This is a genomic window from Diaphorobacter sp. C33, from assembly GCF_030503915.1.
Classification (GTDB): domain Bacteria; phylum Pseudomonadota; class Gammaproteobacteria; order Burkholderiales; family Burkholderiaceae_C; genus Diaphorobacter; species Diaphorobacter nitroreducens.
On sequence record NZ_CP129980.1, the window covers coordinates 3,109,763 to 3,135,176 of the forward strand.

Annotated in this window: 22 protein-coding genes and 1 riboswitch; of the genes, 13 read left to right on the plus strand and 9 right to left on the minus strand. The window is 68.8% G+C overall.

What is annotated here, in order from left to right:
- Nucleotides 1–123: 123 nt before the first annotated feature.
- Nucleotides 124–1,410, plus strand: a complete 1,287-nt coding sequence (locus tag QY917_RS14550) for a CaiB/BaiF CoA-transferase family protein (RefSeq protein ID WP_088888631.1) — start codon at nucleotides 124–126, stop codon at nucleotides 1,408–1,410.
- Nucleotides 1,411–1,417: 7 nt separating this feature from the next.
- Here the strand turns inward: QY917_RS14550 and QY917_RS14555 are convergent, their stop codons facing one another.
- The 4 genes from QY917_RS14555 to QY917_RS14570 form a co-directional block, all read right to left on the minus strand.
- Nucleotides 1,418–2,398, minus strand: coding sequence for a porin (locus tag QY917_RS14555; RefSeq protein WP_123675345.1), 981 nt, complete (start codon nucleotides 2,396–2,398; stop codon nucleotides 1,418–1,420).
- Between the two features lie 348 nt (nucleotides 2,399–2,746).
- Entirely contained in the window at nucleotides 2,747–4,051 is a 1,305-nt protein-coding gene (locus QY917_RS14560; RefSeq protein WP_012655257.1) for a Glu/Leu/Phe/Val dehydrogenase, read from the minus strand.
- A gap of 180 nt (nucleotides 4,052–4,231) precedes the next feature.
- Nucleotides 4,232–5,149: a PPK2 family polyphosphate kinase gene (locus QY917_RS14565; RefSeq protein ID WP_123675344.1), complete on the minus strand. Its 918-nt coding sequence runs from the start codon at nucleotides 5,147–5,149 to the stop codon at nucleotides 4,232–4,234.
- 29 nt (nucleotides 5,150–5,178) lie between these two features.
- The gene (locus tag QY917_RS14570) at nucleotides 5,179–6,102 is read right to left on the minus strand and encodes a LysR family transcriptional regulator (protein WP_103736882.1); all 924 of its coding nucleotides are present in this window, start codon (nucleotides 6,100–6,102) and stop codon (nucleotides 5,179–5,181) included.
- Between the two features lie 71 nt (nucleotides 6,103–6,173).
- Between QY917_RS14570 and QY917_RS14575 the strand changes: the two genes are divergently transcribed.
- Nucleotides 6,174–6,662: a PACE efflux transporter gene (locus QY917_RS14575; protein ID WP_123675343.1), complete on the plus strand. Its 489-nt coding sequence runs from the start codon at nucleotides 6,174–6,176 to the stop codon at nucleotides 6,660–6,662.
- A gap of 44 nt (nucleotides 6,663–6,706) precedes the next feature.
- Here the strand turns inward: QY917_RS14575 and cynR are convergent, their stop codons facing one another.
- Entirely contained in the window at nucleotides 6,707–7,633 is a 927-nt protein-coding gene (cynR, locus tag QY917_RS14580; protein WP_123675342.1) for a transcriptional regulator CynR, read from the minus strand.
- Between the two features lie 148 nt (nucleotides 7,634–7,781).
- On the opposite strand from cynR, the gene QY917_RS14585 reads away from it, so the two are divergent.
- From QY917_RS14585 to QY917_RS14600, 4 genes are read left to right on the plus strand one after another with little or no spacing between them, the layout of a single operon-like run.
- The gene (locus tag QY917_RS14585; protein ID WP_012655262.1) at nucleotides 7,782–8,984 is read left to right on the plus strand and encodes a muconate cycloisomerase family protein; all 1,203 of its coding nucleotides are present in this window, start codon (nucleotides 7,782–7,784) and stop codon (nucleotides 8,982–8,984) included.
- A gap of 27 nt (nucleotides 8,985–9,011) precedes the next feature.
- Complete coding sequence (catC, locus tag QY917_RS14590) at nucleotides 9,012–9,308, plus strand: muconolactone Delta-isomerase (RefSeq protein ID WP_123675341.1); 297 nt, start codon at nucleotides 9,012–9,014, stop codon at nucleotides 9,306–9,308.
- A 46-nt stretch (nucleotides 9,309–9,354) separates the two neighbouring features.
- Nucleotides 9,355–10,278: a dioxygenase gene (locus QY917_RS14595; protein ID WP_123675340.1), complete on the plus strand. Its 924-nt coding sequence runs from the start codon at nucleotides 9,355–9,357 to the stop codon at nucleotides 10,276–10,278.
- Between the two features lie 53 nt (nucleotides 10,279–10,331).
- On the plus strand, nucleotides 10,332–11,297 hold the full coding sequence (locus QY917_RS14600; RefSeq protein WP_302079276.1) for a tripartite tricarboxylate transporter substrate binding protein: 966 nt from the start codon (nucleotides 10,332–10,334) through the stop codon (nucleotides 11,295–11,297).
- 85 nt (nucleotides 11,298–11,382) lie between these two features.
- Here the strand turns inward: QY917_RS14600 and ccoG are convergent, their stop codons facing one another.
- Together ccoG and petA are read right to left on the minus strand one after the other, a co-directional pair.
- Entirely contained in the window at nucleotides 11,383–12,795 is a 1,413-nt protein-coding gene (ccoG, locus tag QY917_RS14605) for a cytochrome c oxidase accessory protein CcoG (protein WP_123675338.1), read from the minus strand.
- Between the two features lie 43 nt (nucleotides 12,796–12,838).
- Nucleotides 12,839–13,453, minus strand: coding sequence for a ubiquinol-cytochrome c reductase iron-sulfur subunit (gene petA, locus QY917_RS14610; RefSeq protein ID WP_011803614.1), 615 nt, complete (start codon nucleotides 13,451–13,453; stop codon nucleotides 12,839–12,841).
- Nucleotides 13,454–13,656: 203 nt separating this feature from the next.
- Between petA and QY917_RS14615 the strand changes: the two genes are divergently transcribed.
- From QY917_RS14615 to QY917_RS14630, 4 genes are all read left to right on the plus strand, one after another.
- Nucleotides 13,657–15,009 (plus strand): sigma-54-dependent Fis family transcriptional regulator, encoded by a 1,353-nt coding sequence (locus QY917_RS14615; RefSeq protein WP_123675337.1) that lies wholly within the window; start codon nucleotides 13,657–13,659, stop codon nucleotides 15,007–15,009.
- 166 nt (nucleotides 15,010–15,175) lie between these two features.
- Nucleotides 15,176–15,297, plus strand: a riboswitch (S-adenosyl-L-homocysteine riboswitch).
- Nucleotides 15,298–15,327: 30 nt separating this feature from the next.
- The gene (gene metH, locus QY917_RS14620; RefSeq protein WP_170163336.1) at nucleotides 15,328–18,117 is read left to right on the plus strand and encodes a methionine synthase; all 2,790 of its coding nucleotides are present in this window, start codon (nucleotides 15,328–15,330) and stop codon (nucleotides 18,115–18,117) included.
- 35 nt (nucleotides 18,118–18,152) lie between these two features.
- On the plus strand, nucleotides 18,153–19,754 hold the full coding sequence (locus QY917_RS14625; RefSeq protein ID WP_123675335.1) for a murein L,D-transpeptidase: 1,602 nt from the start codon (nucleotides 18,153–18,155) through the stop codon (nucleotides 19,752–19,754).
- Between the two features lie 33 nt (nucleotides 19,755–19,787).
- On the plus strand, nucleotides 19,788–20,360 hold the full coding sequence (locus tag QY917_RS14630) for a DUF882 domain-containing protein (RefSeq protein ID WP_123675334.1): 573 nt from the start codon (nucleotides 19,788–19,790) through the stop codon (nucleotides 20,358–20,360).
- Between the two features lie 69 nt (nucleotides 20,361–20,429).
- Here QY917_RS14630 and QY917_RS14635 read toward each other — a convergent pair whose 3' ends face one another.
- The gene (locus QY917_RS14635; RefSeq protein WP_123675333.1) at nucleotides 20,430–20,966 is read right to left on the minus strand and encodes a shikimate kinase; all 537 of its coding nucleotides are present in this window, start codon (nucleotides 20,964–20,966) and stop codon (nucleotides 20,430–20,432) included.
- A 131-nt stretch (nucleotides 20,967–21,097) separates the two neighbouring features.
- On the opposite strand from QY917_RS14635, the gene QY917_RS14640 reads away from it, so the two are divergent.
- The gene (locus QY917_RS14640) at nucleotides 21,098–22,015 is read left to right on the plus strand and encodes a YihY/virulence factor BrkB family protein (RefSeq protein ID WP_123675332.1); all 918 of its coding nucleotides are present in this window, start codon (nucleotides 21,098–21,100) and stop codon (nucleotides 22,013–22,015) included.
- A gap of 125 nt (nucleotides 22,016–22,140) precedes the next feature.
- The gene (locus QY917_RS14645; protein ID WP_123675569.1) at nucleotides 22,141–22,983 is read left to right on the plus strand and encodes a glycine zipper 2TM domain-containing protein; all 843 of its coding nucleotides are present in this window, start codon (nucleotides 22,141–22,143) and stop codon (nucleotides 22,981–22,983) included.
- A gap of 169 nt (nucleotides 22,984–23,152) precedes the next feature.
- Here QY917_RS14645 and QY917_RS14650 read toward each other — a convergent pair whose 3' ends face one another.
- Nucleotides 23,153–23,926 carry a ferredoxin--NADP reductase gene (locus QY917_RS14650; RefSeq protein WP_088887909.1) on the minus strand — a complete coding sequence of 258 codons (774 nt, stop codon included), beginning with the start codon at nucleotides 23,924–23,926 and terminating at the stop codon, nucleotides 23,153–23,155.
- A gap of 259 nt (nucleotides 23,927–24,185) precedes the next feature.
- On the opposite strand from QY917_RS14650, the gene QY917_RS14655 reads away from it, so the two are divergent.
- Complete coding sequence (locus tag QY917_RS14655; RefSeq protein WP_123675331.1) at nucleotides 24,186–25,373, plus strand: ABC transporter substrate-binding protein; 1,188 nt, start codon at nucleotides 24,186–24,188, stop codon at nucleotides 25,371–25,373.
- Nucleotides 25,374–25,414 lie beyond the last annotated feature (41 nt).

Here is a 25,414-nt window from a genome sequence, read left to right on the forward strand (position 1 = left end):
GCATTGTAGAAAGCGCTGGATACCCTGGCGGCCCTGCGTGAACGCCAGCTTTCACAAATGCAAAGCCGCGGCGCCGGGGCGCGCCGTACCATGCGCCTTCCGCTCGGCAACCACCGCCTGTCCATGACCACCCCTGATTCTTCCTCTTCCCCAGGCGCAGGCCGCGCCGGCGCGCTCGGCCATCTGCGCGTACTCGACCTATCGCGCGTGCTGGCCGGCCCGTGGTGCACCCAGAACCTGGCCGACATGGGCGCCGACGTGATCAAGATCGAGAAGCCCGGCGATGGCGACGACACGCGCCACTGGGGCCCGCCGTTCTTTCCCGATGCCGACGGCCAGCCGAGCGAACACGCCTGCTACTTCGCCGCCTGCAACCGCAACAAGCGCTCCGTCACCGTGGACATGGCCACGCCCGAGGGGCAGCGGCTGATCCGCGAGCTGGCCCAGCAAAGCGATGTGGTGGTGGAGAACTTCAAGACCGGCGGCCTCAAGCGCTACGGGCTGGACTACGAAAGCCTATCGGCCCTGAACCCGCGCCTGATCTACTGCTCGGTCACCGGCTTCGGCCACACCGGGCCGTATGCGCCGCGGGCCGGTTACGACCTGCTGATCCAGGCCATGAGCGGCCTGATGAGCATCACCGGCCATGCCGATGGCGAGCCTGGCGGCGGCCCGATGCGCGTGGGCGTGGCCGTGATCGACCTGTTCACCGGCATGTATGCCACCACCGCCATCCTGGGCGCGCTGGAGGCGCGCCACCGCACGGGACGCGGCCAGCACATCGACATGGCGTTGCTGGACGTGGCCATGGCGGTGCTGGCCAATCAGGGTGCGGGCTTCCTCAACGCCGGCAACATTCCGAAGCGCCAGGGCAACACCCACCCCAGTGTCGTGCCTTACCAGGACTTTCCCACGCAGGACGGCAACATGCTGCTGGCCATCGGCAACGACGGGCAGTTCGCGCGCTTTTGCGAAGCGGCTGGCACGGACTGGGCCGGTGATGAACGCTTTGCCACCAACGCTGGCCGGGTGACCCACCGTGAGACGCTGATCCCCCTGATGGCCGCCCTCACGCGCACGCGGCCCACGGCCGCCTGGATCGCGCTGTTGGAGGACAAGGCCGTGCCCTGCGGGCCGATCAACCACGTCGGCCAGGCGTTCGACGATGCGCAGGTGCGCGCACGCGGACTGCGCGTGGAGCAGCAGCGCTACCCCGGCGCCCAGCCGCCGGCCGGCGAGGTGGTCAACCGCGTGGTGACCACCGCCAGCCCGCTGCGCTTGTCCGATACGCCCGTCACCCTGCGCTATGCCCCGCCCGCACTGGGCCAGCACACCGACGAGGTGCTGCGCGAGCGGCTGGGGCTGGATGCCGCGCAGCTGCAGGCGCTGCGCGCGCAGCGCGTACTCTGAGGCAGCGTCAGAAGGCGTGGGCCACGCCCACGCCGAACGCCGTGCGCGAGGGGTTGTGTTCGTAGCGCTGGTGCCCCAGGCTCGCGTAGAGCATGGTGCGCTTGGACAGGTTGTACTCCGCCCCCAGTGACGCCATGTGGTGGGTTACCCCCTCATTCAGCCGCTGGCGGCCATAGCTGGCGCGCAGCGTGGTGACACCCAGGGCGTAGCTGCCGCCCACCGACACCATGCGCGACGTATCGGGGCTGCTCCCCGCGCGGCTGTGGTCGTAGGCCATCATCAGCGTGGCGGCGCCCAGGCGGTAGAGGCCGCCCAGGAACAGGTCCTTGTCACCGCTGCCGTTGCGCTCGTAGCCCACCATGGCGGCCACCGGGCCCTGGTCGTAGTTCAGTGCCACCGAGCCGCCGCGCCCGTCGCGGCCGGGCGCCTGGGTGCGCTCGGTCGAGGCGCTGGCATTGAACGAGAAGCCGTCCCAGGTGGGCGAGTCGTAGTAGATGCCGTTGGTCATGCGCCCGTACTCCGCGGCCCCGTTGTTGCTGGCGCGGTCGGTGGGCGTGTAGTAGTGGGCCATGTGCCAGGCGGTGGAGGCAATGCGGTTGAAGTTGGAGAAGGCGTCGAACTTCCATTCCTGGCTCCACATCGCGCTGAGGGCGCGGCCCAGGCGCAACTGGCCCCAGCCGCCTTGCAGGCCCACGGTAGATTCGTCATGCCAAAAGGGCTTGCTGCCCGCCCCTTCGGATTGCCCCGTGTCCAGCTCGAAGCGTGTGCTCAGGCGGAAGTTGGCCTTGAGGCCACCGCCCAGGTCTTCCGTGCCGGCCACCGCCAGATGGCTGCGCTGGATCGTCCCCAGCTTGCGGGTCTTGTCGTAGTCACGAAAGACGCCGGTGTCCAGATAGCCGCTGATGGTCACTTGTGACTGCGCGGCGGCCGGCAGGGCGAGGGCGGCGAGGGTGGCAAAACTGAGAGGCAGGCATTGGGACATGCGCATCCTGGGGAGACTCCTTGTGTGATGAAACGCCCTGCCGCTCCCTCGCGGGGAAGGCATGGGCGTGGTGCTGCCGCAGGCAGCAGGGAGAGCAATGAAACTGGCCATCGCAGGAATGGCCAGCGCGATGACGCGCCCGGCAGACGGTTCGGGATTCCAGGTGGCCACAGGGACTGCGGCCTGCCCGAACAAAAGGGCGCATGCAGGCCGCCAAGGGCAGTCTGCACGGCCGATTATAAAAATGGGGTGCGCGCGCGTCATCCGCGATGTCCCGTATGCGCGTGCGCCGAGGCCGGAAGGGCAGGCAAAGAAAAGGCGGCCCGCAGGCCGCCTCGCACGGGGTGTGCCGTGTCAGGGGTACAGGCCGCGCATCTCGCGCGCATGCAGGATGCGCTTGCAGGCCACGATGAAGGTCGCCGTGCGCAGCGTGACCTTGTTCTCCTGCGCCACCTGCCACACGCCCGCGAAGGCCTCCTTCATGATGCGCACGAGGCGGGCGTTGATCTCGTCCTCGGTCCAGAAGAAGCTGGAGAAGTCCTGCACCCACTCGAAGTAGCTGACCGTCACGCCGCCGGCGTTGGAGATCACGTCGGGCAGCACCAGTACGCCCTTGTCGTTGAGGATGTCGTCGGCCTCGGGGGTGGTGGGGCCGTTGGCGCCCTCGATCACCATCTTGGCCTGGATCCGTCCCGCGTTGTCCTTGGTGATCTGGCTCTCCAGCGCTGCGGGGATCAGGATGTCGCAGGCCACGCCCCAGAAGGCGTCGTTGGCCATGGGCTCGGCACCGGCGAACCCGCCCACGCCGCCGGTTTGCTGCACGTGCGCCAGCAGCGCCGGCACGTCCAGACCCTTGTCGTTGTGGATGCTGCCGGTGTGGTCCTGCACCGCCACCACCTTGGCGCCGGCCTCGGCAAACAGCTTGCCGGCCGTGCCACCCACGTTGCCAAAGCCCTGCACGGCCACGCGCGCACCCTCGATGGCCATGCCGGTCAGGCGCGCGGCCTCCACGCCCACGGTGAACACGCCGCGGCCCGTGGCCTCCACGCGGCCCAGCGAGCCACCCAGGTCCACGGGCTTGCCCGTGACCACGCCGGTGGCGGTGGTGCCCACGTTCATGGAATAGGTGTCCATCATCCAGGCCATGACCTGGGCGTTGGTGTTCACGTCCGGCGCGGGAATGTCCTTGGAGGGGCCGATGATGATGCCGATTTCGCTGGTGTAGCGGCGCGTCAGGCGCTCCAGCTCGGCCTTCGACAGGGTCTTGGGGTCGACGCGGATGCCGCCCTTGGCGCCACCGTAGGGCACGTTCACGGCCGCGTTCTTGATGCTCATCCAGGCCGACAGGGCCATGACTTCGGACAGGGTCACGTCCTGGTGAAAGCGCACACCGCCCTTGCCCGGGCCTCGGCTGACGTTGTGCTGCACGCGGTAGCCCTCGAAGTGGGCGATGGTGCCGTTGTCCAGCTCAATGGGCACATCCACGATCAGCGCACGCTTGGGGCGCTTCAGCGTCTCCACCCAGCGCGCCAGGCTGCCCAGGTAAGGGGTGACGCGGTCGATTTGCTGCAGATACACCCCCCAGGGACCGAGGTGGTTGGGGTCCAGATAGGACGGCAGCGCGTGGGTGGGAAGGGGTGGGTTGGGGGTGTTGGACATGCGGAATTCCTTGGGGAATGTCTACCAAGCGAAGCACTTTATGCCTGTCGCCCAGGGCTGTCCAACGCCGCCATGTTTCCATCTAATGCATTCGATGCATAACCTTGCCATGCCCGCGTCTTGGTGAAATTTGCTCCTTTAAAAGGAGCTGTTGGCGCTTGCCATGCAAGCGCTAGAGCCCTATTTGACTGTGAACTTTTCCAGCGCGGGGTCGCCCGGTGGGTAGCGCAGTTCCAACCGCTGCAGCACGCCGCGCAGCACGCTGGCGATCATCAGATTGCGGTGCGTCTTGGAGTCGGCGGGCACGATGGTCCACGGCGCCCACGGGGTGTGCGTGGCGGGCAGGAAGGCCTCATAGGCGCGCTGGTAGGCGTCCCACTGCTCGCGCACCTGGATGTCGCCCATGTCGAACTTCCAGTGTTTGGTGGGGTCGTCCAGGCGCTCCTGCAGGCGCTGGCGCTGCTCGTCCTTGCTGATGTGCAGCATGAACTTCATGACCACCGTGCCCGTTTCGGCCAGCAGCCGCTCGAAGTCGTTGATGTGCGCATAGCGCTGGCGCTGCTGCTCGGGCGTGATCCAGCCGTTCACCACGGGCACCAGCACGTCTTCGTAATGGCTGCGGTTGAACACGGTGAGTTCGCCCGCACCGGGCACCTGGCGGTGGATGCGCCACAGGTAGTCGTGCGCGCGCTCCAGCTCGGTGGGCGCCTTCCAGCCCACGGCATGCACGCCCAGGGCGCTCATGCGGCCGAACACGCCGCGTACGGTGCCGTCCTTGCCGGCGGTGTCCATGCCCTGCAGCACCACCAGCAGCTTGTAGCGGCGGTCGGCGTACAGCAGGTCCTGCAGCGCGTCCAGCTCCAGCGCCAGCTCCTCCACGCGGGCCTTGTCCCGTGCCTTGTCGCCGCAGGAAAAGGGCTTGGCGCCAGGGTCGTAGTCCTTCAGGTGCAGCGCGCCGTTGTCCTTGTCGGCATGCTTGCCGTTCTTGTCGTTCTTGCCGTTGCCGCCGTTCGCGGCGAAGTCCTTGGGCTGCCACTGGCGCCATTGCTTGGCCAGCGCGTCGTCGGCGATGTCAAAGGGTGGCAGGTAGGTGGGCATGAACGCTCCTCAAGATGGTCAGTGCCTGGCTATTGTGGCGCCGGGCTGCTGCCGGGGCGCTGGCGCGCCATCAACTCTACGAAGCGGCGTGCGCCCAGGCCCAGCGGGCGCTCGCGGGACCAGACCACGTCCACCCACAACTGGGCGCCGTTGCTCAGGTTCTCCAGGGGCAGTTCCACCAGCGTGCCGGCGGCGATGCGCGGCGCCACCAGCGCGCGCGGCTGCCAGCCCCAGCCCAGGCCGGCCTCGATCAGGCCCAGCGCGGCCAAGTGGCTGTCGGTGCGCCAATGGTGGCGCGCGTAGACGAAGCGCGCATCGGTCTGCCCCAGGTCGCGCCCGGCCACGACGATCTGGCGCGTGCCGGCCAGGTGTTCCTCGCGCAGGCCTGCAGGGCCCGCACCCGCCGCGCGCGGCGCCAGCAGCGGATGTTGCGGCGCGATGACGGCCACCAGGGTTTCGCTGCCCACCTCCTGGAAGTCTTCCCGCCCGTCCAGGCTGGGGCGCTCGAACACCAGCGCGAGCTGGGCGCGCCCGGCATGCAGCAGGGCCAGCGCATCGGCCTGGGGCGCGGCCAGCACCTCCACTTGCAGCAGCGGGTAGTCCTGCGCCAGCGTGGCCAGCGGGCCGTGCCAGCGCGCGGCCAGCAGCTCGGGTGCAATGGCCAGGGTCAGGCGTTCCTCCAGCCCCTGGGTCAGCGCCAGCGCCTGGGTATTGAGCTGCTGCAGCTGCGCCGCCAGCGCGCGTGCCTGCGGCTCCAGCGCACGCGCGGCCGCCGTGGCGCGCGGCTCGCGGCCGCTGCGGTCGAAGAGGGGCATGTCCAGCTCGGCTTCCAGCTGGGCGATGGCCATGCTCACGGCCGAGGGCACGCGCGACAGCGCCCGCGCCGCGGCGGAGAACGAGCCGCGGTCCAGCACGGCCAGGAACACGAGGACGTTGTCGGAAGTGAAGGCCATGCGCCAATCTATCAATATTTCTGAAGGAAGATGACTTTTTCCTTCAGATTTCACTCCCTATACTGCGCCGCATGAGTGCAACAACACATGCGGTCGGCCTGCAGGGGCCGAAGCGCCGGGTGGTCTTTGTCACCCTTTACGAAATCATCGCGATCATCGTCTCCAGCCTGCTCTTCATGGCCATTGGCCAGGGCGCGGGCGCTTCGGGGGTGATGGCCGTCGTCGCGTCTGCGCTGGCCATCGCCTGGAACGTGACCTTCAACGCCCTGTTCGAGCGCTGGGAGGCGCGCCAGCGCGTCAAGGGCCGCTCCGTACTGCGGCGCGTGGTGCACGCCGTGGGCTTTGAGGGCGGGCTGGCGCTGGTCCTCATCCCGCTGATGGCCTGGTGGTTCGGCGTGAGCCTGTGGCAGGCCACGGTAATGGAGGCCGGCCTGCTGCTGTTCTTCCTCGTCTACACCTACGGCTTCAACTGGGCGTTTGACCGCATCTTCGGCCTGCCCGCATCGGCCCAGGCCGTGTCTGCTGCCGCGCCAGCCGGGGTCGTGGTAGGTGCTCCTTAGTTCATAGCTGCTTGCGCTTGACTGGTAAGCGCTAGAGCCATTTTTTACTCTTGCTGTGCAACACCGCCCTGCAGGGAAGGCGGAGCAGCGGTGCGTGCGATGGCGGGCCGCAATAGCGCCACGAATTCGCGCGCGGCCGCGCTGCGCGAGGCGCCGCGGCGCCACAGCAGGCCGGCGCGCCGCACGGTGCGCGGCTCGGTGAGCATGGCGGCGCGCATGTCGGGGCCCGCGTGCAGGGCCGCGTGCTCCGCGGCGATGGTGGCCAGCGGCCCGCTGCGGCAGGCCTGCAGCAGCGCATCCACCGACTCCATCTCCACGCGCACCAGCGGCGTCACGCCCGCCTGGGCGAATGCCGCGTCGATCAGCCGACGTGTGGCAAAACTGGCCGGCAGCAGCGCCAGCGGCACGCCCGCCAGCTCGGCCAGCCGCAGGCGCTGCCTGCGCGCCAGCGGGTGGCCCTGGTGCACCACCAGGTGCATGCGTTCCTCGAACAGCGGCTCGGCCTCGATCTCCTCGCGGCTGGCCGGATGGAAGGCGATCCCCAGGTCCAGCCGACCGGCGATCAGCAGTTCCTCGATCTGGCCGCTGCGCAGGTCGCGCACGGTGAGCTGCACGCCCGGGTAGCGCGCGCTGAAGGCGGCCACCGCGTCGGGCACGAAGCGCGTGAGGAAGGTGGGGATCACGCCCACCTGGAGCGTGCCGGTCTGCAGCGCGCTCATGTCGGCCACGGCCTGCCGCCCGGCTTCCAGCTCCTGCAGCGCGCGCGCTGCGTGGTCGCGAAAGGCGTGGCCCGCCTGGGACAGGCGCAGCCCGCGCCCCAGGCGGTCAAAGAGCGGCACGCCCAGCTCGGCCTCCAGCTGGCGCAGGCCGTGCGAGAGCGTGGACTGTGTGACGAACAGCGCATCCGCCGAGCGGGTGAGGTGCTCGGTCTCGGCCACGCTCAAGAAGTACCGCAACTGGCGCAGTTCCATGGGTGCAATCCGTTCTAAGGGTTAACCCTAAAACCTGTGACTGTTCGATGGCGTCGAACAAAAACTGCAATATATCTCATTGGATTCGCCCCGATGGCAGCGCTAAGGTCATGGCCCGTAACGCTTTTTTCGCCACGGCCCGCTTTCCATGACGACTTCTCCCTCCGCTTCCGTGCTGCGCATCGAACGCATCCAGGCACGCATCCTGGACATCCCCACGATCCGCCCGCACAAGCTCTCGTTCGGCGCCATCCAGCGCCAGAGCCCCGTGATCGTGCAGCTGTGGCTGAGCGATGGCGCCAGCGGCTTCGGCGAGGCCGCGACCATCGGCGGCCCCTCGTGGAACGAGGAATCGCCCGAGAGCATCCGGCATGCCATCGACAGCTACCTCGCGCCTGCCGTGATCGGCCAGGACGCGGGCCGCTTCGAGCAGTTGCTGCAGCGCATGGACCTGGCCTGCAAGGGCAACCGCTTTGCCAAGAGCGCTGTGGAGCAGGCCGCCATCGACGCCGTGGCGCGCAGCCTGGGCCTGCCCGTGTGGCAACTGCTGGGCGGCAAGCAGCGCGAGAGCCTGCCCCTGGCCTGGACGCTGGCCAGCGGCGACTCCGCCAAGGACATCGAGGAGGCCGAGAAGATGCTGGCCGCGCGCCGCCACCGCATCTTCAAGCTGAAGATCGGCGCACGCGCGCCACAGGAGGACGTGGCGCACGTGGCACGCATCGCCCGCGCGCTGGACGGCCGCGCCAGCATGACGGTGGACGTGAACCAGGCCTGGGACGGCGCCACCGCGCGCCGCTACCTGCCCGAGATGATCGACGCCGGCGTGGGCCTGATCGAGCAGCCCGTGGCCCAGTGGAACGAGGAGGCGCTGCGCCAGCTCACCGCCACGCTGCCCCACACCGCGCTGGTGATGGCCGACGAGACCGTCTGCACGCCGCAGGACGCGATGCGCCTGGCGCGCCATAACGCCTGCCACGTGTTCTCGCTCAAGATCGCCAAGCACGGCGGCCTGCTGCGCACCCGGGCCGTGGCCGACGTGGCGCGCGCCGCCGACATCGGCTGGTACGGCGGCACGATGCTGGAGACCTCCGTCGGCAGCGCCGCCTCGGCCCATGTGTTTGCCACGCTGGGCGGCACGCACCACAACTGCGAGCTGTTCGGCCCGCAGCTGCTGGTGGACGACATCGTGGAGCAGCAGATGGTCCTTTCCGACTTCGCGCTGCAGTTGCCCGACGGGCCGGGCTTCGGCCTCACCGTGGTGCCCGAGCGGCTCGACCGCTTCGACCGTGCACGCCAGGGCCTCACGCCCGTGCACGTGGACCTGGGCCGCGCCAGCGCGCAGCCCGCCTGAACCCTTTTTTTGCCAGGAGAAAACCAGATGCTGTTCCTCGTTCGCATGGATGTGAAGATTCCCCACGACCTGCCCGCCGCGCAGGCCGACGAAATCAAGGCCCGCGAGAAGAAGTACTCGCAAGACCTGCAGCGTGACGGCCGCTGGCGCCACATCTGGCGCGTGGTGGGCGAGTACGCCAACTACAGCGTGTTCGACGTGCAGTCCAACGACGAGCTGCACCAGCTGCTGTCGCAGCTGCCGCTGTTCCTCTACATGGACATCCACGTGACGCCGCTGGCCAACCACCCTTCAGCCATCGTGCAGGAAGGCGCCCCCGGCTGACGCACGGCCCCCGACACCCCCACATTCCATCCCACAGGAGAGAGACATGGCCGAATACACCGCCCAGCAGTTGCTGGACATCGTCAACACCGTGCACGTGGCCGAGGGCAATGCCCGCGTGCGCCAGATCACGCAGCGCATCGTCACGGACCTGTTCCGCACCATCGAAGACCTGGACGTGACGCCCGACGAGTTCTGGGCCGGCGTGGGCTGGCTCACGCGCCTGGGCGCCAGCGGCCAGACGGGGCTGATCACCGCCGGCCTGGGCTTTGACCGCTTGATCGACATCCGCATGGACGAGGCCGACGAGCGCGCCCAGCGCGCCGCGGGCACGCCGCGCGCCATCGAGGGCCCGCTGTTCGTGGCCGGCGCGCCGCTGTCCGAGCGCGAGGTGCGCCTGGACGAGGGCGAGGAGCCGCCCCGCGGCGAGGTGGTGGTGATGGAAGGCCGCGTGCTCGACACCGCGGGCCAGCCCGTGGCCGGCGCGCTGGTGGACGTGTGGCACGCCAACGAGCTGGGCCGCTACTCGCACTTCGACCCCGACCAGGCGCCCTACCACCTGCGCCGCAAGATCCGCACGGGGGCGGACGGCAGCTATCGCTTTCGCAGCTTCATCCCGCCGGGCTACGCCATCCCGCCGGGCAGCCCCACGGCCGAACTGTTCGACGCCCTGGGCCGCCATGGCAACCGCCCCGCGCACATCCACTTCCTGGTGGTAGCAGAAGGCCTGCGCACGCTGACCACGCAGGTCAACATTCCGGGCGACAGCTTCCTGGACGACGACTTCGCCTTCGCCACGCGCGACGGCCTGGTGGTCACGCTGGAGCCGGGCACGCCCGCCGCCGGCTATGAATCGCTGGGCATCAGCGCGCCGTTCACCCGCGTGCGCTTTGACTTCGTGCTGCAAAAGGCCCTGTCGGCCGACGAGCAGCGCCCCGAGGCACGCATGGACCGCGTGGCCGCCGCCTGACATCCTGGACCTGAGGTAGACACACCATGACTTTCTCCCGCCGCATTGCCCTGATGGGCGCCTGCACCCTGGCCGCCGCCGGCCTGCTGCCCGCTGCCGCCATGGCGCAGCCCGACGCCCAATGGCCTGCCAAGCCCATCAAGTGGGTCGTACCCTTCCCTCCGGGCGGCGCGATGGACGTGATTGCCCGCACGCTGGGCGAGAAGGCCGGCCGCACGCTGGGTCAGCCCTTCGTGATCGAGAACCGTCCCGGCGCGGGCGGCAACATCGGCGCCGACGCCGTGGCCAAGTCGCCGGCCGATGGCTACACCATCATGATCACGTCCATCGGCATGGCCACCAACAAGGCGCTGTACCCGCGCCTGAGCTACGACCCGGTGAAGGACTTCGCGCCCATCAGCCTGCTGGCCATCGTGCCCAACGTGCTGGTGGTGAACACCGCCAAGACGACCGACAAGTCCGTGGCCGACGTGATCGCCCATGCCAAGCGCGACCCCGGCAAGCTCACCTATGCCTCGGCCGGCAACGGCACCTCCATTCACCTGGCGGGCGAGGTGTTCGCCTCCATGGCCGGGCTGAACCTGCTGCACGTGCCCTACAAGGGCAGCGGCCCGGCCGTGACCGACATGCTGGGCGGCCAGGTGGACCTGATGTTCGACAGCATCACCTCGGCGCGCCCGCACATCCAGGCCGGCAAGCTGCGCGCGCTGGGCGTGACCAGCGCCAAGCGATCGGCCACGCTGCCCGACGTGCCCACCATCGCCGAGGCCGGCGTGCCGGGCTACGAGGTCTCGCCCTGGTTTGCCGTGTTCGCGCCCGCGGGCACGCCGGCGGCCATCGTGAACAAGATCAACGCCGCGCTGATCGACGCCATGAAGCAGCCCGATACCGTGGCCAAGTTCGAGACCATCGGCGCCGAGCCCATCGGCACCACGCCGCAGCAGCTGGCCACGCACCTGGACAAGGAGGTGGCCCGCTGGGGTGCGCTGATCAAGGAGCGCAACATCCGCATGGATTGATAGCGGATTGCTATGAAATAAGGAGCTTCCAGCGCTTGACAGAAGGGCGCTGGAAGCTCTTTTGGCTTGTAATCTGCGGCGGCGCCTACCGCGGCACCAGGAACACGGTCTTTTCCGACACCTGCGCCCGGTCGCCCTGCGCCTGTACGTCCAGGTGCACGGTGTGCGAACCGGCGGGCGCGGCGCCATAGGGCACCTGCAGCCGCACCGCCACCCAGCGCGACTCGGCGGGGCCGATCTCCACTTCGGGCTCCGAGGCCACCTGCAGCCCCTGCAGGCCGCTGGCCGTGATGCGGTAGCGCTGGGGCTGCTCGGTGGCATTCATGACCTGCACGCGGTAGATGTTCTCCAGTTGCCCACCCGCCACCACGCGCGAGAGCGCGGCGCGGTCGCGCACCACATCCACCTTCAGCGGCGTGCGCGTGACCAGGCTGGCCAGCATGGCCGTGCACAGAGCCAGCAGCACGGCGCTGTAGAACAGCACGCGCGGGCGCAGCACGCGGCGCAGCATCTGTGCGCTGCTCCAGCGGTTTTGCATGCCGTTTTGCGTGGCGTAGCGGATCAACCCGCGCGGGTACTGCACCTTGTCCATCACGGTGTTGCAGGCGTCCACGCACATGCCGCAGCCAATGCACTCGTACTGCAGGCCCTTGCGGATGTCGATGCCCGTGGGGCACACCTGCACGCACAGCGAGCAGTCGATGCAGTCGCCCAGGCCGGCGGCCTTGGCGTCTACCTTCTTGCTGCGCGCGGCGCGCGGCTCGCCGCGCTGGGTGTCGTAAGTGACGATCAGCGTGTCCTTGTCGAACATCGCGCTCTGAAAGCGTGCATACGGGCACATGTACTTGCACACCTGCTCGCGCATGTAGCCCGCAAAGCCATAGGTTGCGAAGCTGTAGAACCCCACCCAGAAGATCTGCCAGGTGCCGTGCAGCGCCAGCAGCTCGCCGCCCAGCTGGCGGATGGGCACGAAGTAGCCCACGAACGTGAATCCGGTCCATAGCGCCACCGACACCCAGGCGAGCTGCTTGAGCGTCTTACGCCACAGCTTCTCGAAGGTCCACGGGCCCTTGTCCAGGCGCATGCGCGCGCTGCGGTCGCCTTCGGTCAGGCGCTCCAGCCACAGGAACAGCTCGGTGTACACCGTCTGCGGGCAGGCGAAGCCGCACCACAGCCGCCCCGCCACTGCCGTGAACAGGAACAGCGACAGCGCCGACATGATGAGCAGGCCGGTGAGGTAGATGAAGTCCTGCGGGTACAGCACCAGGCCGAACAGGTAAAAGCGCCGCGCGCCCAGGTCGAACAGCACCATCTGGCGCTCGCCCCACTGCCACCAGGGCAGGCCGTAGAACACCCCCTGGGTAAGCAGCACCAGCGCCCAGCGCCAGCGCGTGAACACGCCGCCGATGGCGCGCGGGTAGATCTTCTTCTTGGCTTCGTACAGGTCGACGTAGACGTCGCGTTCGGCAGCGGGGGGCTGGGTCTGTGGGGCGGGCATGGAAGGGGCGTGGTTGTGATGGTCTTGGGCGAAGGGCAGTCGATCAGGCGCTGGCGCTGTCCTCGCCGATCAGCAGCCGCGTGGCGCTCAGGAAGCGGTGCGGCGGCACCTCCAGGTTCGTCGGTGCGGGCTTGTTGCGGTACACGCGCCCCGCGTTGTCGAACGTGGAGCCATGGCAGGGGCAGAAGAAGCCCCCGGGCCAGCCCGCGCCCAGGCCGGACTGCGGCGCGCCCGGGGCCACGGCCGTGGGCGAGCAGCCCAGGTGCGTGCAGATGCCGATGGCCACGAAGACCTCCGGCTGGATGGAGCGGTGGGTATTGCGCGCGTAGTCGGGCTGCTGGTCCTTGGCCGATGCGGGGTCGGCCAACTGTGCCTCCAGCCCCTGCAGCGACTGCAGCATCTCCGGCGTGCGCCGCACGATCCAGACGGGTTTGCCGCGCCACTCCACCGTGAGCATGCCGCCCGGCGGCAGGCCGGCGATGTCCACCTCCACGGCCGCGCCCAGGGAACGCGCGCGCTCGCTGGGCGCCAGGCTGCTGACCAGGGGCACGGCCGCGCCGACGGCGGCCAGGCCCCCGGCGGCGGCCGTGGCGTGGATCAGGGTGCGGCGTTCTGCGTCGGGCGCAGCGCAGGTGCACGAGGCGGGGAGGGCAGTCATGGCGGTTCCTTCACGATGGGCGCGGCCAAGGGGCCGCGCGCTTGCTTGTCCTGACTCAAGAGCCGTGCCAGCCTGGCCGCGCGGCACTGCGTGCGAAATCTCCATGTGGAACAAAGGCTTACATCCACCCAAGGAGTCAGCGCTGCCATGGTGAACGGCAAAAACACTGCCAATGCATGCCATTTGTGACACCATATGTCACCATGGCCGACATCCCTGATCTTTCTCCCACCCCGGCGCAGGCGGCGCAGACCGCGCTGCTCGCCTCCTGGCTGGAGGGGCTGCCCGAGCCGCACATCCTGTTCGACCGCGGCTACCGCATCGTGGCCGCCAACGGCGCCTACCGTCGCCAGTTCGGCCAGGGCGCGCCGGTGGTGGGGCGCACCTGCCATGCGGTCTCGCACCATTCGCCCGTGCCGTGCGACCAGGCGGGCGAGACCTGCCCGCTGGCGCGCTCGCTCTTCAGTGGCCAGCGCGAGCGCGTGCTGCACCTGCACCACACCCCGGCGGGCGAGGAATACGTGCAGATCGAACTGGTGCCGCTGCGCGACGAGGCGGGCCAGCCCCAGTACTTTCTGGAGAAGATGGAGCCGCTGCGCATTGCCCAGGGGCAGCCGGGCGCGCCGGGCATGATCGGGCGCGCGCCCGCGTTCCAGGCCGTGCTGGAGCTGATCGCGCGCGTGGGCCCGTCGCAGGCCAGCGTGCTGCTGCTGGGCGAGTCGGGCACGGGCAAGGAGCTGGCCGCGCGCGCCGTGCACGAGGCCAGCCCGCGCGCGGGGCGGCCGCTGGTGGTGGTGGACTGCGCCAGCCTGCCCGAGACGCTGTTCGAGAGCGAACTGTTCGGCCACGAGCGTGGCGCCTTCACCGGCGCCCATGCCGCACGCGCCGGCCTGGTGGAGGCGGCGCACGGCGGCACGCTGTTCCTGGACGAGGTGGGCGACATCCCGCTCACCATGCAGGTCAAGCTGCTGCGTTTGCTGGAAAGCGGCACCTACCGCCGCGTGGGCCACACCGAGCTGCGCCGCGCGGACATCCGCCTGGTGGCGGCCACCCACCGCGACCTGCGCGCCATGGTGCGCGAGGGGCGGTTTCGCCAGGACCTGTACTACCGCCTGAGCACCTTTCCCATCCAGCTGCCCGCGCTGCGCGAACGCCCGCAGGACATTCCGCTGCTGGCGGAATCGCTCCTGCAGCGCGTGGCCGGGGGGCGGGGCCTGGTGCTTGCGCCCGCGGCGCTGCGCCGGCTGGCGCAGCACCCCTTCCCCGGCAACGTACGCGAGCTGCGCAACGTGCTGGAACGTGCCGCGCTGCTGACCGACGGCGCGGTGGTGACCGCCCATACGATCGAGCGCGCGCTCTCGTTCGATGCGCCCGCGGCGGCGCCGGCCCGCGCTGCGCAGCAGCCCGACCATGCCACCCTGCGTGACATCGAATCCGAGGCCCTGCGCGCGGCGCTGGCGGGTGGGGCCGCGTCGCGTCGCGAATTGGCGCGCGCCCTGGGGGTCAGCACGCGCACGCTGTACCGCAAGCTGCGACTGTTACGGGAGCAGGGCTGATGCTCCTTGTTTGATAGCTTTTAACGCTTGCTGTGTCTGGCTTGCGGTCTGTTTTTGCTTGAAACAGCCACCGGCCCGTGTAGGGGCCATGTTCTGGGCTCACAGTGCACGCGGGGGTATATCCATATACCTGCCCCCCAAAGGTGGGCCGCGTAGAATTCGACGCTTTCCCGAGGAGCGCTGCAGCGCCCGCCGGCCGGGGCCGCACAGGCGGCTCGCGCGTGGCGGCGTCAGGCTCGGGCCCACCGCGGCATGCAGCCGTGCGTGTACCAACGGCGCTCACCTGATGTATCTGTTCTTGTTATCCAGGTGAGCCCCATGCCGTCGTCCGCCCCCGCATCTTCCGTCCCTTCGCACGCCGTGCCGCCCATGCGCCTGTCGGGGCTGGAGCCCGTGTTCATCGGCGAGGGGAGCTTGTTCGTCAACGTGGGCGAGCGCACCAACGTCACCGGCTCCAAGGCGTTCGCGCGCATGATCCTGAATGACCAGTACGAGCAGGCACTGTCGGTGGCGCGCCAGCAGGTGGAAAACGGCGCGCAGATCATCGACGTGAACATGGACGAGGCCATGCTGGACAGCAAGGCCGCGATGGTGCGCTTCCTGAACCTCATCGCCTCCGAGCCCGACATCGCCCGGGTGCCGGTGATGGTGGACAGCTCCAAGTGGGAGGTCATCGAGGCCGGCCTGCGCTGCCTGCAGGGCAAGGGCATCGTCAACTCCATCAGCATGAAGGAGGGCGTGGAGGAGTTCAAGCGCCAGGCCAAGCTGATCCGCCGCTACGGCGCGGCTGCCGTGGTCATGGCCTTCGACGAGAAGGGCCAGGCCGACACCTTCGCGCGCAAGACCGAGATCTGCGAGCGCGCCTACCGCATCCTGGTGGACGAGGTGGGCATGGCGCCCGAGGACATCATCTTCGATCCCAACATCTTCGCCATCGCCACGGGCATCGAAGAGCACGCCAACTACGCCGTGGACTTCATCGAGGCCGTGCGTTGGATCAAGCAGCATCTGCCGGGCGCCAAGGTGTCGGGCGGCGTGTCCAACGTGTCGTTCAGCTTCCGCGGCAACGAGCCGGTGCGCGAGGCGATCCACACCGTGTTCCTGTACCACGCCATCAAGGCCGGCATGGACATGGGCATCGTCAACGCGGGCATGGTCGGCGTTTACGACGATCTTGACCCCGAGCTGCGCGAGCGTGTGGAAGACGTGGTGTTGAACCGCCGCCCCGACGCGGCCGAACGCCTGCTGGAGATTGCCGAGGCCGCCAAGGGCGCCGCCAAGGACGACAGCAAGAAGCTGGAGTGGCGCGGCACGCCCGAGCACCCGAAAACCGTGGGTGAGCGCCTGTCGCATGCGCTGGTACACGGCATCACCGACTTCATCGTCGAAGACACCGAGGAGGCCTACCAGCAGATCGTGGTGCAAGGCGGCGGCCGCCCGCTGCACGTGATCGAAGGTCCGCTGATGGACGGCATGAACATCGTGGGCGACCTGTTCGGCGCGGGCAAGATGTTCCTGCCGCAGGTGGTCAAGAGCGCCCGCGTGATGAAGCAGGCCGTGGCCCACCTGATCCCTTACATCGAGGAAGAAAAGCGCCAGCAGGAAGCCGCCGGCCTGGATGTGTCCAGCAAGGGCAAGATCGTCATCGCCACCGTGAAGGGCGACGTGCATGACATCGGCAAGAACATCGTGACCGTCGTCCTGCAGTGCAACAACTTCGAGGTCATCAACATGGGCGTGATGGTGCCCTGCCATGAAATCCTGGCGCGTGCCAAGGCCGAAGGCGCGGACATCATCGGCCTGTCGGGCCTCATCACGCCCAGCCTGGAAGAGATGCAGTACGTGGCCGGCGAGATGGACAAGGACGAGTACTTCCGCATCAAGAAGATTCCATTGCTGATCGGCGGCGCCACCTGCTCGCGCGTGCACACGGCGGTCAAGATCGCGCCGCAGTACCAGGGCCCCGTGGTCTACGTGCCCGATGCCTCGCGCAGCGTGAGCGTGGCGCAGAGCCTGCTGGGCGAGCAAAAGGACAGCTACCTGGCGGAGGTGCAGGCCGACTACGACCATGTGCGCCACCTGCATGCCAACAAGAAGAAGACGCCGGTGTGGCCGCTGGCGCAGTGCCGCGCCAACAAGACGCGCATCGACTGGGCGCATTACCAGCCGCCGGCGCCCAAGTTCATCGGCCGGCGCGTGATCAAGAACATCGACCTGGCCGAACTGGTGCCCTTCATCGACTGGGCACCGTACTTCCAGACCTGGGACCTGGCTGGCAAGTACCCCGACATCCTGCAGGACGAGGTGGTGGGCGAGGAAGCCACGCGCGTCTTCCGCGACGCACAGGCCATGCTCAAGAAGATCGTGGAGGGCCGCTGGCTCACGGCCCACGCCGTGGTGGGCTTCTGGCCCGCCAACACCGTGCGCGATGACGACATCGAGCTGTATGCCGATGCCGCGCGCGACAAGGTCGTGCTCACCTGGTACGGCCTGCGCCAGCAGGCCGAGAAGCAGCCCGACGCCGAGGGCCGCATGCGCCCCAGTCGCTGCCTGGCCGACTTCATCGCGCCTCGCTCGGAGGGTGGCGCACCCACGCAGGCCGACCACATTGGCGCGTTTGCCGTCACTGCCGGCATCGGCGTGGATGCCAAGGTGGCCGAGTTCATGGCCGACCACGACGACTACAACGCCATCACCCTCAAGGCCCTGGCCGACCGCCTGGCCGAGGCCGGTGCCGAATGGCTGCACCACCGCGTGCGCACCGACTGGTGGGGCTACCAGGCGGGCGAGCGGCTGTCCAACGACGAACTGATCGCCGAGAAGTACGTGGGCATCCGCCCCGCGCCGGGCTACCCCGCATGCCCCGATCACCGGGTGAAGAAGCCGCTGTTTGCATTGCTGGGCACGGCCGACGTGGACATGGACATTACCGACAGCTACGCCATGACGCCCGCGGCCAGTGTGAGCGGCTTTTACTTCAGCCACCCCGAGAGCACCTACTTCAGCGTCGGCAAGATCGACGATGCGCAGGTGCAGGACATGGCCCAGCGCAGCGGAGTGCCCCTGGCCGAGGTGGAGCGCGCGCTTGCGCCGAATCTGGGGCTATAGCGCCTGGTCGGCGCAGGCCATGCCAAGATCGACCCATGAACCTGCGCCTGCTGACACACCACACTGCCCCCCTGCTGCTGGCGGCCTGGATGCCGCTGGCTGCCTGGGCCAACCCGTCCTGGCTGACGGCTGACGGGCGCCCCCTGCCGGCTGCGCATGAAGCGGTGCGCTGGCTCAACGAAGCCGCAGCCGATGGGCTGGAGCCGGCCGACTATGGCGCGCAGCACCTGAGTGATGCGCTGGCGGCCGCAGCCGCCCGCGGCCTGGATGCCGCCTCCGCCGTGGCGCTCGACCAGGAGCTGACGCAGGCCGTGGAGCGCTACCTGTATGAGCTGCACGGCGGGCGCATCGATCCGGCACGGCTCAACGAGCGCTACGACCACTCCCGCCGCCCCCAGCCCGACCTGCGCGCCGCGCTGCAGACCGCGCTGGCCGACGGCCAGATCCAGCAGGCGCGGGACGCGGCCGTCCCCCGCGTGCCCATGTATCCGGCGCTGCGCGCACTGCTGGCGCAGTACCGCGCGCTGGGCGCTCACCCTGCCTGGGCGCAGCCGATGCCCGCGCTGCCGGGCCGCAAGCTCACGCCGGGCCAGCCCTGGGAGGGCCTGGGCGTGCTGGCCGAGCGGCTGGTGGCGCTGGGCGACCTGCCGCCGCAGCCCACGGGCGAGCCGCCTGCAGCGTCCGCGCCGGCGCAATACACCCCCGCGTTGGTCGAGGCCGTCACGGCCTTCCAGCGCCGCCACGGGCTGGAGGCGGACGGGGTGCTGGGCGCGACCACGCTGGCGGCGCTGAATGTGCCCCCGGCCGCACGCGCCGAGCAGATCGCGCTGCAGATGGAGCGCCTGCGCTGGACGCCCGTGCTGCAAGGCCCGCGCATGATCGCCGTGAACGTGCCCGAATACCGCCTGCGCGCCTATGAGTACGCGGGCGGCAGGATCACGCTGCGCCTGTCCATGGCGGTCATCGTCGGCAAGGCGCTGGATACGCGCACGCCGCTGTTCGATGAGGACATGCAGTCCATCGAATTCAGCCCGTACTGGAACATCCCGCCGTCCATCGCCCGCGGCGAAACCGTGCCGCGCCTGCGCCGCGACCCGGGCTACCTGGCCCGGCAGGGCATGGAGTTCGTCAGCGCGGCGGGCGTGAGCACCGACACCACGCCCGAGATGCTGGGTGCCGTGCTGGCAGGCCAGGCGCGCATACGCCAGCGCCCGGGGCCGCTGAACGCGCTGGGCGACATCAAGTTCGTGCTGCCCAACAACGACAACATCTACCTGCACCACACCTCGGCGCCCACGCTGTTCGGCCGCAGCCGGCGCGACCTGAGCCACGGCTGCGTGCGTGTCGAGGAGCCGGTGGCGCTCGCCCAGTTCGTGTTGCAGGACGATCCCACCTGGACCGTGGAGCGCATCCGTGCGGCCATGGCGCAGCCCAAGCCCGTGTTCGTACGGCTGCCGCATCCGGTGCCGGTCATCATCACGCACATCACCGTGGTGGTGCAGGACGGCCGTCCGCACTTCTATGGCGACCTGTACGGCCATGACCGCAAGCTCGCCAGCCTGCTGCGCCAGCATTCGGCAAAACCCTACGATGCGGTCCGCGCGGGTAGTGCTGCCGGGGTGATCGGTCCAAAATAGCGCGTTTTTTCGCTTTTTCGAGGTTTTTCGCGCATGGCTCCACCGCATAACCCCCACCGCCGTCTATTCCTGGGGCGCGGCGCCGCCATCGCGCACGCCGCAGCGGCCGCGGTGCTGCTGCCCAAGGCGGCATTGGCGTCGCTCAGCGAAGAGCAGGACCTTGCGCGGCGCCTGGCCTTCAACCACCTGCACACCCATGAGCGGCTGGCGCTGGTCTACGCCCAGGGCGAACAATTCGTTCCCGCGGCGCTGCCCACGCTCAACCACTTCCTGCGCGACCACTACAGCGGCGACGTCGGCGTGATGGACCCGGACCTGTTCCACCTGCTGCATCGCGTGCGGCAGACGCTGGAGACGCAGCAGCCGTTCGAGGTGATCTCCGGCTACCGCAGCCCCCATACCAACGAGACGCTGCGCACCACGCGCGGCGGCGGTGTGGCGCGGCGCAGCCTGCACATGGACGGCAAGGCCATCGACGTGCGCCTGCCCGGCGTGTCCCTGAGCGACCTGCGCGACGCCGCCATCTCCCTGCGGGCGGGCGGCGTGGGCTACTACGCCCGGGAACAGTTCGTGCACATCGACACCGGACGTGTGCGCAGCTGGTAAGCCTCTGCGCCGCAAGAGAACCCAGGCCCCGCATGCGGGGCCTTTTTCATGTCTGAGGAAGGGCGCTTGCTACACCGGGTCGCCCGGCGCCGCCATCTCCAGCTGCATCATGATCATGTTGACCAGCGTGTGCACCGTGGGCCGGCCGGTCTCGATGACGTAGTGCGCGGCCTCGCGGTACAGCGGGTCCCGCGCGCGGTAGAGGTCGCGCAGGCGGGCCAGCGGGTCGTCCACCTGCAGCAGGGGGCGCGTGCGGTCGTGCTTGATGCGCTTGAAGATCTCTTCGGGCGAAGCGCGCAGGTACATCACATGGGGAAAGCCGCGGCGCAGCGTGGCGCGGTTGTCCTCGCGCAGCACGGCGCCGCCGCCGGTGGACAGCACCATGCCGCCGGGTTGGGCGGCCAGCTCGGCCAGCAGCGCGGCCTCGTGGTCGCGAAAGGCCGCTTCGCCGTGCTGGTCGAAATAGTCGCGGATGCTGGTGCCCAGCCGCTGCTCCAGCCGCTGGTCCAGGTCCACGAAGGGAAGCCCCAGACGGCGGGCGAGCTGGCGGCCCACCGTGGATTTGCCCGAGCCCGGCATGCCGACCAGGGCGCAACGCGTTTGCATGCTTGTCTGTCGTGGTGAGTGAAGACTGGGAAGTGTAAGAGCGTCCACCTGGTCCGTGCGGCAGCCGGTGCGCGGCCGGCTGTCGGCTTGCGCCGACAGGGGGCCGGGCCCGCACTGTTCACAATCGGGCCATGCCACTGACCCTGCAGAGCCTCAAATCTATTGCCCAGCCACTGCTGCAGCGGGTGTTGCAGCCCATTGCGCCGTTGGTGCGCGCCGTGCAGATGTGGCTGGACGCCGACGGCCTGCGCATGAGCGCGGCGATGTCGTTCTACGGCATGCTGAGCCTGGCGCCGCTGTTGCTGTTGCTGGTGGGGGTGCTGGGGTGGTGGATCGACCAGGCCTACCTGGAGAGCAACCTCATCGCCCAGGTGCGCGGGGTGATGGGCGAGCGCGGCGCCGAGGTGGTGCGCCTGGCGCTGGCCAGTGCGCAGGAACCGGCCGAGGGGCGCCTCGCGTCGATGGCTGGCTTCGTGCTGCTGCTGTCCGGCGCGACGGGGGTGTTCGTGGAGCTGCAGAGCGCGCTGGAGCGGCTGTGGGCACACGGCCAGCCCGCGCCCGAGCGCAAGGCGTGGTGGCGCATGGCCTCGCTGCGCCTGCGGGGCCTGGCCTATGTGCTGGCCATCGGTTTTCTGCTGCTGGTGTCGCTGGTGTTGTCCACGGCTATCAACGTGCTGGCCACCTGGGCCAGCGCGCGGCTGCCGTTCGGCTCGGGCACGCTGCTGCAGATCGTCAATGAGGCCGTGGCCTTCGCCGTGGCGGTGGCGCTGTTCTTGGGGCTGATGCGCATCGGCAGCGGCCCCAAGCCGCCCACGCATTGCCTGGTATTCGGCGCGGTGGTGGGCGCCACGCTGTTCACGGTGGGCAAGCAGTTGCTGGCGCTGTACCTGTCCACCGCGGCGGTGGTGTCGGCCTATGGCGCTGCGGGCTCGCTGGTGGTGCTGCTGATGTGGATCTACTTTTCGTCCGCGGTGCTGCTGTTCTCGGCCGCCAGCGCGCGGGCGCTGCACGAAACGCGTACCGCCGCCTCCGCGCCGGCGGGCCGTTGACCGCTGATTACGTCCGTTACGCCGCGCGCGGTTTTGTGAAGCAGGGCCGGCGTTAGCCTTGGCGCCGGTGCCGTGGCGGCTGCATGCGCAGCCCGCGGCTTTTCTTCTGGCAACCGGACGAGCACATGCATTCCACCTCTGCTTCCTCCGCCGCAGCCCCGTCCGCGGCTTCGCTCAAATGGCTGTGGGCCGCCGTGGGCGTGCTGGGCGTGAGTGTGCTGGCCCTGGGTGGCACGCTGCTGGCGCAGAACCTGCGCGGCGGTCCGCCTGCTGGCGACTCCGCGGCTGGCGGACCGGCCGCCACGCTGGCAGCCACCGCGCCGCGCACGCCCGAGGCGGAAGTGTTGAATGAAAAAGCGCCTCTAGCCCAGTCGCAGCAAGCGATGGCAGCTCTCGATTCAGGAGCGAATCCCGTAGCCCGGCGCTCAGCAGCGCCGCCTTCTCCAAAGGCGTATCCACAGGGCGATCCACAGACGTATGCACAGGGCTATCCACAGCCGGCGGCATCGCCCTCGCCAGTGCCAACCCAGCGCGGCGAACCGCTGCAGCGGGCCGTGGCGCAGCGCAGTGCGGCGCCGGTGTGTGCCACCTGCGGGCGGGTGGAGTCGGTGCGCGCTGTCGAGCAGGCCGCGCCGGCCACGGGCGTGGGCGCGGTGGCCGGCGGTGTGCTGGGGGGCGTGCTGGGCAACCAGATCGGCAAGGGATCGGGCCGCACCGCGGCCACGGTGCTGGGCGCCGTGGGCGGCGGCTACGTGGGCCACAAGGTGGAGCAGCGCGCCCGTACCACCACGGTCTACCAGATGCGCGTGCGCATGGATGACGGTTCGGTGCGCAACTTCACGCGCGCCCAGCCGCTGGCCGAGGGCACGGCCGTACGCGTGCAGGGCAAGAGCCTGCGCGTGGACCCGGGGGCCGATGCCGACCGTGCGGGCGTGGAGCCGGTGCGCGTAGTGGACCGGGGCTATTGAGCGCAGGGGCCTGCGCTTGACGAGAGTGGCTACCCAGGCGCTACGAAAATAAAAGCGGCCTGCGCTTGCGGGCAGGCCGTTTTGAGGGGGATTGGCGTTGGATCGCCTGTGGGTAAGCGCCAATAGCTCCTATTTTGCTAGCAAATCGACGCGGCCAGGGCCGCGTGCGTCACTTCTCCACGAAGGCGCGCTCGATCACGAAGTCGCCGGGGCGCGTGGTGTTGCCTTCCTCGAAGTCGCGCTTTTCCAGCAGTTCCTTGAGCGAGGCCAGCATCTCAGGGCTGCCGCAGAGCATCACGCGGTCTTCCAGCGGATTGAGCTCGGGCAGGCCCAGGTCGGCGGCCAGCTTGCCGCTGTCGATCAGGTCGGGGATGCGGCCCTGGTTGCGGAAGGGCTCGCGCGTGACCGTGGGGTAGTACTTGAGCTGCTTGGTGATCAGCTCGCCCAGGAACTCATGCTGGGGCAGTTCCTTGGTGATGTAGTCGTGGTAGGCCAGCTCGGCCACCTGGCGCACGCCGTGGATCAGGATCACCTGCTCGAACTTCTCGTACGTCTCGGGGTCGCGGATCACGCTCAGGAACGGCGCCAGGCCCGTGCCCGTGGACATCAGGTAGAGCCGCTTGGCGGGCAACAGGTAGTCGATGAGCAGCGTGCCCGTGGGCTTCTTGCCCACGATGATGGAGTCGCCCACCTGGATGTGCTGCAGGCGCGAGGTCAGCGGGCCGTCCGGCACCTTGATGGAGAGGAACTCCAGGTGCTCCTCGTAGTTGGCGCTGACGATGCTGTAGGCGCGCAGCAGCGGCTTGCCGTCCACCTTCAGGCCGATCATGGTGAAGTGGCCGTTGGAGAACCGCAGCGCCGGGTCGCGCGTGGTGGTGAAGGAGAACAGGCGGTCGGTCCAGTGGTGTACGGTCAGTACACGCTCTTCGTGAAATGCGCTCATGGATGGGTGCCAGAAAAATGAACGAAAACAGGGCGAACGGGAGCCGTGGGGGCAGGGCCGGTGGCGTTAGTGTCGCGGCTTTGATATGCGCTCTCGGCATAAGCCGACATTTGCGCTGTGTCCACGGCACCCGTCAAGCATCGCGTGCGGGCGTTGGCTGCCCCCTGCCATGCGGGCAAACCCGCACATTGTCGGGCAAACTCGTGGCAGCGGTACAGTTGCGTTGCCCGGAAGCTGACCTGTGGCAAAGGATTCGACCATGCACAAGCCCTTCACCCCCCTGCTCGCCCTGCTGTTTGCGGGTGGCGCCTATGCGCAGGAGGCCTACACGATCGGGGAGATCAACAGCTACAAGGCCCAGCCCGCCTTTCTGGAGCCCTACAAGAAGGGCATGGAACTGGCGGTCGAGCAGATCAATGCGGCTGGCGGCATCCAGGGCAAGCAACTGCGGCTGGTCACGCGCGACGACAACGCCACCCCCGGCGACGCGGTGCGCGCGGCCGAGGAACTGATCGCGCGCGAGAAGGTGGATGTGCTCATGGGCAGCTTTCTGTCGCACGTGGGCCTGGCGCTGACCGACTTCGCGCAGCAGAAGAAGCGCTTCTTCCTGGCGGCCGAACCGCTCACCGACAAGATCGTGTGGGAGCACGGCAACCGCTACACCTTCCGCCTGCGCCCCTCCACCTACATGCAGGTGGCCATGCTGGTGCCCGAAGCCGTGGCGCTGAAGAAAAAGCGCTGGGCCATCGTCTATCCCAACTACGAGTACGGCCAGTCGGCCGTGGCCACCTTCAAGCAGCTGCTCAAGGCCGCGCAGCCAGACGTGGAGTTCGTTGCCGAGCAGGCCACGCCGCTGGGCAAGGTGGATGCCGGCAGCGTGGCCCAGGCGCTGGAAGACGCCAAGCCCGATGCGATCTTCAACGTGCTGTTCGCCGCCGACCTCGCCAAATTCGTGCGCGAGGGCAACACCCGCGGGCTGTTCGCGGGCCGCAGCGTGGTGAGCCTGCTGTCGGGCGAGCCGGAATACCTGGACACGCTCAAGAGCGAGACGCCCGAGGGCTGGATCGTCACCGGCTACCCCTGGTATGCCATCCAGACCCCCGAGCACAAGGCCTTTCTGGACGCCTACATGAAGCGTTTCAAGGACTACCCGCGCGCGGGCTCGGTGGTGGGCTACAACGCCGTCCAGTCGGTTGCGGCGGGGCTGGCCAAGGCCGGATCGGCCGACACCGAGAAACTCATCACCGCCTTCCGCGGCCTGCAGGTGGCCACGCCGTTCGGTCCCATCACCTACCGCACGCAGGACCACCAGTCCACCATGGGTGCCTACGTGGGCAAGACCGCGCTGCGCATGGGCAAGGGTGTGATGGTGGACTTCACCTACCGCGACGGCGCCAAGTACCAGCCCAGCGACGCCGAGGTGAAGCGGCTGCGCAAGGACGAGTGACTGCCGGACTCTGCGCCGGCGCCCTTCCCGTGGGGGAACGC